The sequence below is a fragment of the Candidatus Thiopontia autotrophica genome (assembly GCA_014384675.1).
Lineage (GTDB): Bacteria > Pseudomonadota > Gammaproteobacteria.
On the sequence record JACNFK010000037.1, the window covers coordinates 1 to 13,060 of the forward strand.

Annotated in this window: 18 protein-coding genes; 14 read left to right on the forward strand and 4 right to left on the reverse strand. The window is 48.5% G+C overall.

What is annotated here, in order from left to right; all coding sequences use genetic code 11:
* The first annotated feature begins 172 nt into the window (after window positions 1–172).
* On the forward strand, window positions 173–766 hold the full coding sequence (locus H8D24_07715; protein MBC8520274.1) for a hypothetical protein: 594 nt from the start codon (window positions 173–175) through the stop codon (window positions 764–766).
* Window positions 753–914, forward strand: coding sequence for a hypothetical protein (locus H8D24_07720; GenBank protein ID MBC8520275.1), 162 nt, complete (start codon window positions 753–755; stop codon window positions 912–914). The genes H8D24_07715 and H8D24_07720 overlap by 14 nt, the downstream gene beginning before the upstream one ends.
* Before the next feature lie 4 nt (window positions 915–918).
* On the opposite strand, the gene H8D24_07725 is transcribed toward H8D24_07720, so the two are convergent.
* Window positions 919–1,143 (reverse strand): winged helix-turn-helix domain-containing protein, encoded by a 225-nt coding sequence (locus H8D24_07725; GenBank protein ID MBC8520276.1) that lies wholly within the window; start codon window positions 1,141–1,143, stop codon window positions 919–921.
* A 257-nt stretch (window positions 1,144–1,400) separates the two neighbouring features.
* Here H8D24_07725 and H8D24_07730 point away from each other — a divergent pair, with 257 nt between their 5' ends.
* The 5 genes from H8D24_07730 to H8D24_07750 all read left to right on the forward strand — a co-directional run bounded on the left by H8D24_07730 (window position 1,401) and on the right by H8D24_07750 (window position 3,142).
* Window positions 1,401–1,505 (forward strand): inner membrane CreD family protein, encoded by a 105-nt coding sequence (locus H8D24_07730; GenBank protein MBC8520277.1) that lies wholly within the window; start codon window positions 1,401–1,403, stop codon window positions 1,503–1,505.
* Entirely contained in the window at window positions 1,495–2,019 is a 525-nt protein-coding gene (locus H8D24_07735) for a sel1 repeat family protein (protein MBC8520278.1), read from the forward strand. The genes H8D24_07730 and H8D24_07735 overlap by 11 nt, the downstream gene beginning before the upstream one ends.
* Before the next feature lie 262 nt (window positions 2,020–2,281).
* Window positions 2,282–2,527: a type II toxin-antitoxin system prevent-host-death family antitoxin gene (locus tag H8D24_07740; protein MBC8520279.1), complete on the forward strand. Its 246-nt coding sequence runs from the start codon at window positions 2,282–2,284 to the stop codon at window positions 2,525–2,527.
* Window positions 2,517–2,804 carry a type II toxin-antitoxin system RelE/ParE family toxin gene (locus H8D24_07745; GenBank protein ID MBC8520280.1) on the forward strand — a complete coding sequence of 96 codons (288 nt, stop codon included), beginning with the start codon at window positions 2,517–2,519 and terminating at the stop codon, window positions 2,802–2,804. The genes H8D24_07740 and H8D24_07745 overlap by 11 nt, the downstream gene beginning before the upstream one ends.
* Before the next feature lie 131 nt (window positions 2,805–2,935).
* Window positions 2,936–3,142 carry a DUF1289 domain-containing protein gene (locus H8D24_07750; GenBank protein ID MBC8520281.1) on the forward strand — a complete coding sequence of 69 codons (207 nt, stop codon included), beginning with the start codon at window positions 2,936–2,938 and terminating at the stop codon, window positions 3,140–3,142.
* 55 nt (window positions 3,143–3,197) lie between these two features.
* On the opposite strand, the gene H8D24_07755 is transcribed toward H8D24_07750, so the two are convergent.
* Entirely contained in the window at window positions 3,198–3,599 is a 402-nt protein-coding gene (locus tag H8D24_07755; GenBank protein ID MBC8520282.1) for a hemerythrin family protein, read from the reverse strand.
* Between the two features lie 191 nt (window positions 3,600–3,790).
* On the opposite strand from H8D24_07755, the gene H8D24_07760 reads away from it, so the two are divergent.
* The 5 genes from H8D24_07760 to H8D24_07780 are packed head-to-tail and all read left to right on the forward strand — an operon-like array spanning window position 3,791 to window position 7,942.
* Complete coding sequence (locus H8D24_07760; GenBank protein MBC8520283.1) at window positions 3,791–5,320, forward strand: SulP family inorganic anion transporter; 1,530 nt, start codon at window positions 3,791–3,793, stop codon at window positions 5,318–5,320.
* Between the two features lie 39 nt (window positions 5,321–5,359).
* Window positions 5,360–5,842, forward strand: a complete 483-nt coding sequence (locus H8D24_07765; protein ID MBC8520284.1) for a YajQ family cyclic di-GMP-binding protein — start codon at window positions 5,360–5,362, stop codon at window positions 5,840–5,842.
* A gap of 11 nt (window positions 5,843–5,853) precedes the next feature.
* The gene (locus H8D24_07770; protein MBC8520285.1) at window positions 5,854–6,327 is read left to right on the forward strand and encodes a L,D-transpeptidase; all 474 of its coding nucleotides are present in this window, start codon (window positions 5,854–5,856) and stop codon (window positions 6,325–6,327) included.
* A gap of 14 nt (window positions 6,328–6,341) precedes the next feature.
* A complete protein-coding gene (gene nagZ, locus H8D24_07775; GenBank protein MBC8520286.1) occupies window positions 6,342–7,391 on the forward strand; it encodes a beta-N-acetylhexosaminidase in 1,050 nt (349 codons plus the stop codon).
* Window positions 7,388–7,942: a hypoxanthine-guanine phosphoribosyltransferase gene (locus tag H8D24_07780; GenBank protein ID MBC8520287.1), complete on the forward strand. Its 555-nt coding sequence runs from the start codon at window positions 7,388–7,390 to the stop codon at window positions 7,940–7,942. Before nagZ ends, H8D24_07780 begins: the two co-directional genes overlap by 4 nt.
* 7 nt (window positions 7,943–7,949) lie before the next feature.
* On the opposite strand, the gene H8D24_07785 is transcribed toward H8D24_07780, so the two are convergent.
* Window positions 7,950–9,284 (reverse strand): exodeoxyribonuclease VII large subunit, encoded by a 1,335-nt coding sequence (locus tag H8D24_07785; protein ID MBC8520288.1) that lies wholly within the window; start codon window positions 9,282–9,284, stop codon window positions 7,950–7,952.
* Window positions 9,285–9,294: 10 nt separating this feature from the next.
* Window positions 9,295–9,831 (reverse strand): glycine zipper 2TM domain-containing protein, encoded by a 537-nt coding sequence (locus H8D24_07790; protein MBC8520289.1) that lies wholly within the window; start codon window positions 9,829–9,831, stop codon window positions 9,295–9,297.
* Between the two features lie 195 nt (window positions 9,832–10,026).
* Between H8D24_07790 and guaB the strand changes: the two genes are divergently transcribed.
* Window positions 10,027–11,484 (forward strand): IMP dehydrogenase, encoded by a 1,458-nt coding sequence (gene guaB / locus H8D24_07795; protein MBC8520290.1) that lies wholly within the window; start codon window positions 10,027–10,029, stop codon window positions 11,482–11,484.
* Window positions 11,485–11,487: 3 nt separating this feature from the next.
* Window positions 11,488–13,060 (forward strand): glutamine-hydrolyzing GMP synthase (gene guaA, locus H8D24_07800; GenBank protein MBC8520291.1); only part of this gene is annotated, 1,573 nt, incomplete at its 3' end.

A 13,060-nucleotide genomic window follows, 5' to 3' on the forward strand; every position in this document is an offset into this window, starting at 1 on the left:
AGGTGGCGGGATCACTGGAGGGATATCTTGAAAAGTACCTGCAGCAGGTGGTCGCCTTTGGGTATCGGAATGCGCCGCTGGAGGTTGATGCCAGAAAATATGAGGTGGAACAGTAGTTTATTATTCCCAGATGGATATAATGTGGTCAGATGATAGGGAGTAGCTGCTTGTAATGATCAACGACAATCCAACCTGTTACATCATTGCGGGACCTAATGGAGCAGGTAAAACAACATTTGCACTTAGGTATTTGCCTGATGTTGAGAGTTGTTCAAATTTTGTTAATGCAGACATGATTGCTGTGGGGCTCTATCCATTGGCGCCTGAGAAAGACAGAATTGCTGCGTCTCGAATTTTTCTAAAAGAGATTGATAACTATATTGCCTCTCGTGAGAGTTTTGCATTTGAGACTACACTTTCAGGCAAAGGGCATCTGCGCCGTATACGGTATCTGAGACAGAATGGCTGGAGAGTAGTTTTGTTTTATCTGTGGCTACCTAATGTTGAGTATTCTATACAGCGTGTTCAAGAGAGAGTGGAGCATGGTGGTCACAATATTCCGGAAAGTGATATCCGTAGACGTTTTCCAAAGAGTATTTCAAACCTTTTGAATGAATATGCTTCTATTTGTGATGAGACGATATGTATGAATAATCAGTCACGTGAGGCCACGGTAATTTTTAATCAGATTGCTGATCATAGAAACATAGTAGATAATGAGAGATATGAGGATTTGTTAAGGAGTGTTTCTGATGGAACCAATTAGTGATAGAGCAAAACAGGCAGTTCATTCATTAAATAAGGCGATAGCAGATGTTTTGGAGAAAAAGCGTCTTCTTGGTCAATACGCTGTCATGGGCAATGATGGCAAACCTGTTAAGGTTCCTGCATCTCAACTGCCTGTTGCTTCGTAGTGCATTAACCATGCCACCGATACTCGACCCCGTGCACATTCTTCAGTGCAGTGAAGTTGGGGTCGATCTTCTGAAACTTTCTTCTGATCCGCCTGATATGGCCTGTAACCGTGTTGGTCTCCACATAGCGCTGGCGGGTAATTCCCTTTAGCTCGTCATAGCTGCGTACCCGTCCCCGTTGTGAGGTGATCAGGTTGAGGATGAGAAACTCGGTGAGGGTAAGCTCCAGTCTGTTGCCATACCAGTGTGCCGTCCTCTACAACCGCAATGTGGTAACTCATGTTGGCTCTCTCTTCTTTTCTGCTCTCTGGATGCCTCAATACTATTGCCTTGTTGCGACGCTATATGTCGCAGAAATAAATAGACATAGGTTACGCATTTTTAGCGCACTGTTTCGCCACTTTTAATTGCTTCAATAGGGTCTCTTCGTAGGTTGCCATAGAGGCAGCTCCTCCTGGTTGCCCTCCTCATGCGGGGAGGGCTTTTTTGATCGGTTCAGTGGGGCTATTTGTGGTTATCTCAATCGCCATGTATGCGACGAGAAATATTGACTGGTATAGGCTTGGAAAGGAGCAACACAATGACAAATAAGATAACAAGAGGTTTTCTGTTCACCATGTTTGCTGCCATGCAGCTGCTGTCACCACAGGCGTTTTCTGAAGAGCTCCCCAATGACGCTATGAGCTTCATGGATATGCTGAGAGGGGGAGATGAGCAAGGTGCATTCGAGCTACTCTCAAAGCGTGCAATGCTGGGAGATGCCTCCTCCCAGAGCAATCTTGGGGTGCTCTATCAGAGAGGTATTGGGACAGATGTTGATCTGGAGAAGGCATTCATTCTCTTTGAGCTGGCTGCAAAACAGGAGAGTGCATACGGCATCTTCAATCTGGCAGAGATGTATGAGCTTGGTCAGTTTGTAGAGCAGGATCTGCTCAAGGCGTTGACTCTTTATGAGCTCTCTATGGGTGCCCCTGATAGTGATAGAAAGGTGGTTGTGGCAGCAATGGCGGCGATAGTACGAATACAGGAGGTGCAGTCACCGGTGACCAGGGATGACCGCTTAGATGAGGATGATTTACATCAGATGGGGTTAACCATTATGTAGTCGGACATGGTCTGTCGTATTGGTGTTGTACAGGTATAGACACAATGATATTTGGACTGTTTAGGGGCGACAAGATGGAGAGTGGCAATGAATAAGCCGTATGTTGCAGGGAAATTTGTTTCGTGCCCGGGGCTCCATTGATGCTAAGTTTGGTAGGAAGCTGTAGATGAGGCCTGTTGATAAGGCTGTAGAATTACATTAAAATAAGCATCATAATTGATGCTAAATATTATATTGTATTAAATGTTATGGAGCGCATGAAATGAATACGGTACTTGCAAATACTACAGCCAGTGTAACTGAGCTCAAACGTGACTATGCCAACATCATCAAGTCGCTGGATAGTGAGCCAGTTGCCATTCTAAACCACAACAAGCCTGAGGCTTATCTTGTGCCGGCCGCTTCATACGAGATGATGATTGAGTATATCGAGGATCTTGAGGATGCAAGAGTTGTTCGGGAGCGTGGTGATGGGCCATTTATAGAGGTTGATATGGATGAGCTATAGGCTCCGTTTTCATAAGTTGGCATTGCAGGAGTGGAATAAGCTTGATGGCTCAGTCCGTAACCAGTTCAAGAAGAAGCTGGAGGAGAGAATGGAGAATCCACGTCTGTTATCTGCACGTTTAAAGGGGATGTCTGACTGTTACAAGATAAAGTTGCGTGGGTCTGGCTTTAGGTTGGTTTATCGTGTTGATGACAAGGTGTTGTTTGTGTCGGTGATTGCTGTTGGCAAGAGAGAGAAGAACAGGGTTTATAAACATGCCAAAAAGAGGCATTTTTGATCTTATGGTATGATCCAACCGGTAACCAATCAGGTCATTCATGCTGCTGAGGTTGTAGTGTGCAGATTGATCGAGCAAGCTTACTTGAGAAGCGCAAACAGATAATTAATCAAAATTCTTTGGAGTTGAAAATGAAGTTTAGTCCCTGCACTGGAAAATGCACAGATGAAGGAACTCACTGTGAAGGGTGTGGCCGTAGCCATGTAGAAATTGCAGAAATGAGGACCCATGTTGGAAACCTGGTGTCATTCGCAGAAAAAATGGAATATGAAAATATTGAAGATTTTGCAAATGGTGTAGCTGGCAGCATTAAATACAAAATGGGTGAAGGCCACTAAATTCTGTACTCACGACCTACCTGGTCGTGGCCTGCCATACCTTTGGGGTTTGATCTTACATCCTCTCTGAAAGGTATGAACCCAACTCCATATCGGCACCCAGGATATGGCCGGTTAGCCACTGTTCCAGAAATTCAATATCCTTGATGGAGACCTGCCCATCATCATGCAGAACCTTCTGTTGCAGGTTTTTGCCACTTTCAACCAAATCGGCATGTTCCTGCTTGTGATCACTCATCCCCTCATATCCATGCTTCAGCATTAATCTCTCTTCGTGTCTGAAGTGCCAAATTGTGCAACTTATAAGCTCTTCAATAACTGCATTAATGTAGCTGTGAGAATCATTGTCTGCCACGGAGTTAAGGAGAATGTTGAAGAGCTCAACAAGCTTGCGATGATCTTCATCTATCTCCTCTACTTGAACACTAAGCGAATCATCCCAGATTAAATTTTCCACAAGTATCTCTCCAAAATTAGAACTCTTTGACAACGTTACCAAGAATAGGAAATTAATTTTAAACTTTCTGGGCAAAGCATTAGTGAAAACTGATATTGCGATATGCCAAGTTCCTGTACAATATGTATCAACAGGCCCTCCTTTGTGACGGCCTTTTTTTCATTGAGCCAAATAATTATCGGGAATCTATTATGTTTCAGTTGGGTTGTGTCAGCAGGGTCTGTTTCAGAAATGAGATTCTCTCGGGATTAACAGTCGCTCTCGCTCTGGTTCCCGAGGCAGTTGCCTTCTCTTTTGTTGCAGGAGTTGAGCCGCTAGTTGGCCTCTATGCTGCATTTATGGTGGGGTTGTTGGCGGCAATTTTTGGCGGCCGTCCAGGGATGATCTCTGGCGCCACTGGTGCCATGGCTGTGGTGATGGTATCTCTAGTTGCTGACCATGGGGTTGAGTATCTGTTTGCAGCTGTGGTGCTGACGGGGGTTATTCAGATTACAGTTGGCATCATGCGTCTTGGAAAATATATCCGTATTGTTCCTCACCCGGTTATGCTCGGTTTTGTAAATGGCCTGGCTATCGTTATTTTTCTTGCACAGCTACAGCATTTTCAGTTTTCAACAGCAGACGGTGGGATGTCGTGGATGAGTGGTAACCCCATGATGCTGTTTGCAGGTCTGATCATTCTCACAATGGCGATCATCCACTATCTTCCAAAATTGACGGGAGCATTTCCAGCCTCTCTTGCCGCTATTCTTGTGGTCTCTTTTCTGGTAATTGGCCTGGACCTGGATACCAAGCGAGTAGCTGATCTTGCCTCTATTGAGGGTGGCTTGCCAATTTTTCATATCCCCATGGTCCCATTCAACTGGGAGACCATCTACATAGTGTTCCCGTACGCCATTATTCTTGCGGCTGTTGGTCTGATTGAGTCTCTCCTGACGCTAACCCTGATTGATGAGGTAACCGACACTCGTGGTCAAGGAAACCGGGAGTGTGTGGGCCAGGGGATTGCCAATAGTGTAACTGGCCTTTTTGGGGGTATGGGTGGCTGTGCGATGATTGGACAGAGCATGATCAATGTTAACTCTGGTGGTCGTCAACGCCTATCGGGGATCTCGGCCGCACTCTTTTTGTTGGCTTTTATCCTTTTTGCCTCTGACCTTATCGAGGCGATACCGATGGCCGCTCTGGTGGGGGTAATGTTTATGGTAGTACTTGGGACATTTGAGTGGTCAAGCTTACGTATCATGAGAAAGATACCAACCAAGGATGCCTTTGTACTTGTTCTTGTGTCTGGGGTTACGGTAGCTACTGACCTGGCAATTGCAGTTATTGTTGGAGTGATTGTTTCGGCTCTTATCTTTGCCTGGGAGCATGCCAGCCATATAAACATTGAGCAGCAGGATGATGAGGATGGTATAAGAATTTATGAGCTGAATGGCCCCCTGTTTTTTGGGTCAGTCAAAAACTTCCTGGACCTGTTTAGTCCGGCTGATGATCCTGATGAGGTAATTCTGGAGTTCCGCAACTCTCGTGTTGCTGATCACTCTGCGATTGAGGCTATTGATACTCTGGCTGAGAAATATATCCGTGCAGGCAAGAAACTTCATCTACGTCATCTAAGTCCTGAGTGTCGTATTCTTCTACACAAGGCTGGTGATCTGGTAGAGGTTAATCTTCTGGAAGATCCGATCTATCACGTTGCAGATGATGAGCTTGCGTAGTTAAATACTGCTTTCAGAAAACATGATGGGAGAGAATGGATGCCTTCATTTGATACAGTTTCGGAAGTTGATCTGCATGAGGTAACTAATGCTGTAGATCAGGCCAACAGGGAGATCAGCAGCCGTTTTGATCTTAAAAATACAGGTGCCTCGATTGAGCAGAATGAGTCTGAGCTGACACTCAAGGCTGACCAGGAGTTTCAGCTGCATCAGGTTATGGATATCCTTAGAGGCAAAATGGCCAAACGTGGGGTTGATGCAGATGCTATGAATCCCGGTGATATTGAGACCAATATCAGCGAGGCAAGGCAGGGGGTAGCGATTGTTCAGGGAATTGATCAGACCATAGCAAAGAAGATTGTCAAAACCATTAAACAGTCCAAGATAAAGGTACAGGCTGCAATTCAGGGGGAGAAGGTGAGGGTTACCGGCAAGAAGAGAGATGATCTGCAAGCGGTAATGTCTCTGTTGCGTGAGGAGAAATTCTCCGTTCCACTGCAGTTTGATAATTTCAGGGACTGATCTGTCACTACATGCTAATCAAGATCTCCCTGTCCAAACAGCAGCTTTGTCTGGAGGGTGAAGATATAGCGCACTGTTTCCAGGTATCAACTGCGGCCAACGGTGGAGGAGAACAGATGGGTAGTGAATGCACCCCTAGAGGTGCCCACCATGTCCGCATCAAGATTGGGGATGGTTGTCCGCTAGACAGTGTGTTTGTTGGGCGCCGCCCAACTGGTGAGATCTATACTTATGAGTTAGCTCAACAGCACCCTGGACGCGACTGGATTTTGAGCAGAATTATCTGGTTAAGCGGAGATCAGCCCAGAGTGAATCGGGGTGGAGATGTCGATACCCTGCGACGCATGATCTATATTCATGGCACTCCAGAGAGTGAGCCTGTAGGGGTTCCGCTATCACATGGTTGTATAAGAATGCATAATCGTGACCTGGTAACACTGTTTGATCTGGTTGATGCCGGTACACCGGTCATGATTGAGGATTAGGGGGGGGCAGAGCTATGAGTTTAGGTCCAGTTATGGTTGATGTTGATGGCATCGAGCTCTCTTCAGAGGATCGGGATCTGCTCACCGACCCCAGGGTAGGCGGGGTAATTCTCTTTAGCCGTAACTACCACTCCCCCGAGCAGTTAACCAGGCTCTGTGATGAGATCCACAATATACGTTCACCACGACTTCTGATAGGTGTTGATCATGAGGGTGGTCGGGTACAGCGTTTTCGTGAGGAGTTCACTGAAATCCCACCGATGGCACGGTTTGGGGAGAAGCATGATAACAACCGGAAACAGGCGCATCTAGATACCGAGTCGGCAGGGTGGTTGATGGCAATTGAGCTGCTGACCTGTGGAGTAGATTTCAGTTTTGCTCCGGTGCTTGATCTCTCTCATGGAGTAAGCGGAGTGATTGGAGACCGTGCATTCCATCGCAAACCAGAGGTTGTCTCATCCCTGGCACAGAGCTGGATGCGCGGCATGCACAGAGCGGGGATGGCGGCAGTTGGCAAACATTTCCCCGGCCATGGTGGAGTCAAGGCGGATTCTCATGTAGAGGTTCCGGTGGATGATCGTTCCATGGCAGATCTGATGGCCGATGACATTATCCCTTTTGAGCGCATGGTGCAGTATGGGATGGAGGGGGTAATGCCGGCACATGTATACTACAGCTCGATTGAGCCAAACCATCCGGCGGGGTTCTCCAGGTTTTGGCTGCAGGAGGTGCTGCGCAACCGGCTTAATTTTAGCGGGGCAATCTTCAGTGATGATCTAAGCATGGAGGGGGCTGGGTTGATTGGAGGCTACCAGGAAAGAGCGGAGGCTGCACTGGAGGCCGGTTGCGATATGGTGTTGGTATGCAACCATCGTAACCATGCAGTAGAGGTGGTTGATTCTCTGCCTGTGCAGGGTAATCCTTTAGGGACAGCACGTCTGGTTAGGTTGCATGGCAGCACCAGCATTAGCCGGGAAGATCTGATAGGTAGTAGCCATTGGCAACAGGCTGTTGAACGTATTCATGGTATGGAAGGTATTCATACAGAGGAGATGGAGTTGTGAGTGTATCGCTGAGTGAGGTTGAAAAGGTCAGAATGGAGGCAGATTGCCTCTGGAGTAGTGCTGAGGTTGAGTCTGCTCTAGACCAGATGGCGACAACCTTGAGTGAAAAGATTGCACAGAGCCATCCACTTTTGTTGACAGTAATGAATGGGGCGGTAATCCCCATGGGGTATCTACTGACACGTCTGGATTTTCCACTGCAGGTAGATTATGTGCACGCCACACGTTACGGCAAGGAGCTGGTGGGCGGCACTCTGGAGTGGATTGCCCGTCCCAGGATCTCGCTGGAGAAGCGCACAGTTGTCATAGTGGATGATATTCATGATGAGGGCGGTACCCTCGAAGCATTGAGGATATGGGCGCAGGAGCAGGGGGCTGAAGAGGTTATTACGGTAACCCTGGTTACCAAATTACATGATCGCAAAATTGCCCCTCCATCCGACTTTAATGCATTAACTGTGCCGGATCGCTATGTGTTTGGATTTGGTATGGATTACAAAGGGTATCTGAGAAATCTTCCGGGGATTTTTGCCCTAAGTGAACAAGAGTAACTTGTAGTTACGCTTTTTCGGCAACTCTGCTGATAACTGCCCCCTGGTGCAGTTTTGTCTTGATAAGGTCACCACTTCGTAGTGATGCAGCATCCCGAATAACCTCTCCTGTTGCAGTGGTGGTTACACTATAACCACGACCAAGGGTTGCGAGTGGACTGAGCGCATCCAGTGCATGCGAGATTGAGGAGAGCTTGCTGCCCTGATTCTGGAGGTGGTGGCGGAGCGCCTGTGAAAGCTGTTTATGTTGCCTCTGCAGCTGCTGCCTTAACCCACTTATCCTCTCTGCCGGGTTCAGGTGCTGGAGACGGAGCTCCATACGGTCCAACAGTGCCTTTCTGCGGTTAATAGACTCCTGCTGTATGTTGCTCAGCCGCCTCTCTCCCTCATCCAGCCGTTGTGCAAACTGTCTGATCCGTTCGCGCGGATGACGTAGCTCTCTTTTTAATCCGCCAAGGATTATAGAGAGGTTCTCGACTTTTCTTTCAATTCCTCTGGATAGGCGCTGTTCCAGATGAGCGAGACTGTTCAGCTGCTCCTCTCTGTCTGGTGATACCAGCTCTGCGGCCGCAGATGGTGTGGCAGCCCTGTGATCAGCAACAAAGTCCGTTATGGTGAAATCTGTCTCATGACCAACTGCGGAGATAATGGGGATTGAACAGCCATGGATGGCTCTTGCTACGCTCTCTTCATTGAAACTCCAGAGATCCTCAATTGATCCCCCTCCACGAGCCACAATCAAAAGGTCGCATTCAGCACGTTGTTGGGCGCTGTTAAGTGCGCCAATAATTTCACCCTCTGCGGATGATCCCTGAACAGATGTAGGGTATAAAATTACCGGAAGGGCAGGAAACCGTCTTTCGAGAACTGTGAGAATATCGTGAATGGCAGCACCCGAGGGGGAGCTGATCACCCCGACTCTTTTGGGGATAGAGGGGATCGGTTTTTTACAGCTCTCAGCAAACAGCCCTTCCGCAGAGAGTTTTTTCTTGAGTGCCTCATAGGCTCGCTGGCGCACACCCTCGCCACCCTCTTTCATGTGTTCGGCTATTAGCTGGTAGTCACCCCTTGCCTCATAGAGACTGACGGTACCCCTTATCTCCACATGTTGACCACTCTGCGGACGAAAACGGATGTTATTCAGTCTGCTACGGAACATGGCACATTTGATTTGTGCCTGGTCATCCTTCAGGGTGAAGTAGATATGGCCTGAGGAGGGGCGGGAGAGGGTTGATATCTCGCCCTCAACCCAGAGGGGTGTAAAGTTACGTTCCAGCAAAAAACGTGCCTCCCGATTAAGCTGGGAGACAGTTATTACCTTACGGTCTGAACTCAGTTCCAGGAGGGTGTCTCTACTGTGGTGTTACCGTAACTCTGATGCGCATACTGTCGCCTCGTGGGGAGCGATTCATTTTGGTGGTAAATTCGTGGCCACCATAGCTGTAGGTAACAAGATAGTGGGAGAGTTCACTCTTCTGCTCAGTCTCGTAGATGGTCTCGCAACGCTCAACCTCTTCATAGCGACCGGTGCCCTGTCCTGCACGAGCTCTCTCCGAATCATTGGCAACAGATGCTCCCAGTGCGGCACCAGCAATGGTCATGGCATCTTTCCCGCGGCCTTTACCAAACTGATTACCCAGAACCCCGCCCAATAGTCCGCCCACAAGCTCGTTGGTGTAACTTCCATCTGATGGTCCCGGCTGAGTAACCCTGACAGTCTCGGTCCAGCACTTCTCAACTGGTTTTCTGATGGTGTAACTGCGTTCAACCGCCTCAACATTATCTACTGTGGCCCAGTCAGTGAAACCGGCAGAGAGTGCGGTCTCGGTTATCGGGAGCAGGGATGCGGCGACCAAAACAGGGGCTATTTTTATAGTTTTCAGATTCATGGCTATATCCTTGTTTTTCTGTTTAAGGGCCTTTTACAAGGCAACTATCCCCATTATAGTCCAAACTGGGTGATGTGTAAGGCAACCCCACTATTTACGCATATCTTCATTTCGCAGTCTGCGCATCTGTATTTTATGTGTCTGGTCATTTATAATTCGCGCCTTTCATACATGCTCAGATTATTGGAGTACGCCATGCGTCTTGTTGAACAAGCCCTTACTTTTGATGATGTTCTTCTCCTGCCCGCCCACTCTGTAGTGATTCCGCGGGAGGTATCACTCCGCACCCGCCTGACCCGTGAAATTGAGCTCAATATTCCAATGGTCTCGGCAGCTATGGATACGGTAACTGAAGGTAGATTGGCAATCGCACTTGCTCAGGAGGGTGGGATTGGTATTGTCCATAAAAATATGACGCCTGCGGAACAGGCTCGTGAGGTTCTCAAGGTTAAGCGTTTTGAGAGTGGTGTGGTTACCGATCCAGTTACCATTTCACCAACAGCTACAGTTCGTGAGGTTATGGATCTGACCCGTCAATATGGCATCTCGGGATTGCCGGTTGTAGATGGCAATGATCTGGTGGGTATTGTAACCAGTCGTGATCTCCGTTTTGAAACTCGTCTGGACGAGAAGGTCTCTACTGTCATGACTCCCAAGGAGCGCCTGGTGACAGTGAAGGAGGGGGCTGAGAGATCAGAGGTGATTGAACTTCTGCATGAGCATCGGATTGAAAAGGTTCTGGTGGTCAATGACAACTTTGAGCTACGCGGGATGATTACAGTCAAGGATATACAGAAGGCGACAGACAAACCAAATGCCTGCAAGGATGATCAAGAGCGTCTCAGAGTTGGTGCTGCAGTAGGCACTGGCGCCGAAACCGAGGAGAGGGTGGCGGCACTGGCCGAGGCCGGGGTAGATGTGGTGGTAGTAGATACTGCTCACGGACACTCGCAAGGGGTTCTGGATCGAGTCCGTTGGGTAAAGGATAATTTTCCTCAGATCCAGGTTATTGGTGGCAATATTGCAACTGGAGCAGCTGCAAGAGATCTGGTTGCGGCCGGTGCTGATGCAGTCAAGGTTGGGATTGGCCCTGGCTCAATCTGTACTACTCGTATTGTTGCCGGGGTTGGTGTTCCTCAGGTGACAGCTGTCTCCAATGTGGTAAAGGCTCTGGAAGGGACTGGTGTTCCTGCAATTGCCGATGGTGGTATTCGTTACTCTGGAGATATGGCGAAGGCAATCGTGGCTGGTGCCCACTGTATTATGGTGGGAGGATTGTTGGCAGGCACAGAAGAGGCGCCGGGTGAGGTTGAGCTTTATCAGGGGCGCTCCTACAAATCATACAGGGGGATGGGTTCCCTGGGCGCAATGCAGCAGGGGTCCAGTGACCGTTATTTCCAGGAAAATAGCGGTAACGTGGAGAAGCTGGTGCCAGAAGGTATTGAGGGGAGGGTTCCATACAAGGGGCCAATGACTGCAATTATCCACCAGATGATGGGAGGATTGCGTTCCAGTATGGGTTACACCGGTTGCGTGAATATTGATGAGATGAGAACCAGACCGGAATTTGTGCAGGTGACTGGTGCAGGTATGGCTGAGAGCCATGTACATGATGTCAGTATTACCAAAGAAGCTCCTAACTACAGAGTTTAACCAATGACAGATATACATCACGACAGGATACTGATCCTCGATTTTGGGTCTCAGTATACGCAGCTTATAGCGCGTCGTGTTCGTGAGGCCGGGGTCTATTGTGAGCTCTATCCTTTTGATATGAGCAGTGAGGCAATTGCCGAATTCAACCCAAAAGGGATCATTCTATCTGGAGGACCGGAGACTGCTACTACAGTAGATGCCCCCAGGGCACCACAAATAGTTTTTGATCTCGGTGTTCCGGTTCTCGGTATCTGTTATGGAATGCAGACCATGGCGGAGCAACTGGGTGGCAAGGTGGAGTCACCAGACCATCGTGAGTATGGTTATGCGCAGGTAAGAGCGCGTGGACATACGAGGCTGCTAAAGGATATTGAAGACCATACCACCCCGGAAGGCTATGGCATGCTGGATGTCTGGATGAGTCATGGAGACCGGGTGGCAGAGCTGCCTGACGGGTTCTCGGTGATGGCATCTACGGATAATGCGCCGCTAGCCGGCATGGCTGATGAGAGCCGCAGTTTTTATGGGGTACAGTTTCATCCAGAGGTAACACATACACGTCAAGGCGAGAGGATAGTAAACCGTTTTGTGCTGGATATATGTGGGTGTGCCGCACTGTGGAATCCTGCCAACATCATTGAAGAGAGTATTGCGGAGATTCGCCAGCAGGTTGGCGCTGATGAGGTTCTTCTTGGACTCTCCGGAGGGGTGGACTCATCAGTAGTTGCGGCACTGCTTCACAAGGCGATAGGTGATCAACTCACCTGTGTGTTTGTTGATAATGGACTGCTTCGTCTGAACGAAGGTGACCAGGTCATGGCAATGTTTGCTGAGCATATGGGGATCAGGGTTGTTCGTTCTGACTCTGAATCGCGTTTTCTTGATGCACTCAAGGGGGAGATCGACCCTGAAAAGAAACGCAAAATTATAGGCCACACATTTATTGATGTATTTGATGAAGAGGCTGGCAAACTCTCAAACGTAAAGTGGCTGGCTCAGGGCACTATCTATCCTGATGTAATTGAGTCTGCTGGAGCCAAATCCGGCAAGGCCAAGGTGATCAAGTCACACCATAATGTTGGTGGTCTACCTGATGATATGAACCTGGAGTTGCTGGAGCCACTGCGTGAGCTGTTTAAGGATGAGGTGCGCAAGATAGGGGTAGAGCTTGGTCTGCCATCCGAGATGGTCTATCGCCATCCGTTCCCTGGGCCAGGCCTGGGGGTAAGAATCCTGGGTGAGGTCAAGAAAGAGTTTGCGGATCTGTTGCGTAAGGCTGACGATATATTTATCTCTGAGCTTAGGGCGAATAACCTGTATGACTCAGTTAGCCAGGCATTTGTGGTCTTCCTGCCGGTTCGTTCAGTAGGTGTCATGGGTGATAACCGTCAATATGATTATGTTGTTGCGCTGCGTGCAGTGGAGACGGTAGATTTCATGACTGCACGCTGGGCTCATCTTCCTTACGATTTTCTTGGAAAGGTTTCAACAAGAATAATCAATGAGATCAATGGGATATCGAGGGTATCTTATGATATTTCTGGGAAGCCGCCCGCAACAATCGAGTGGGAAT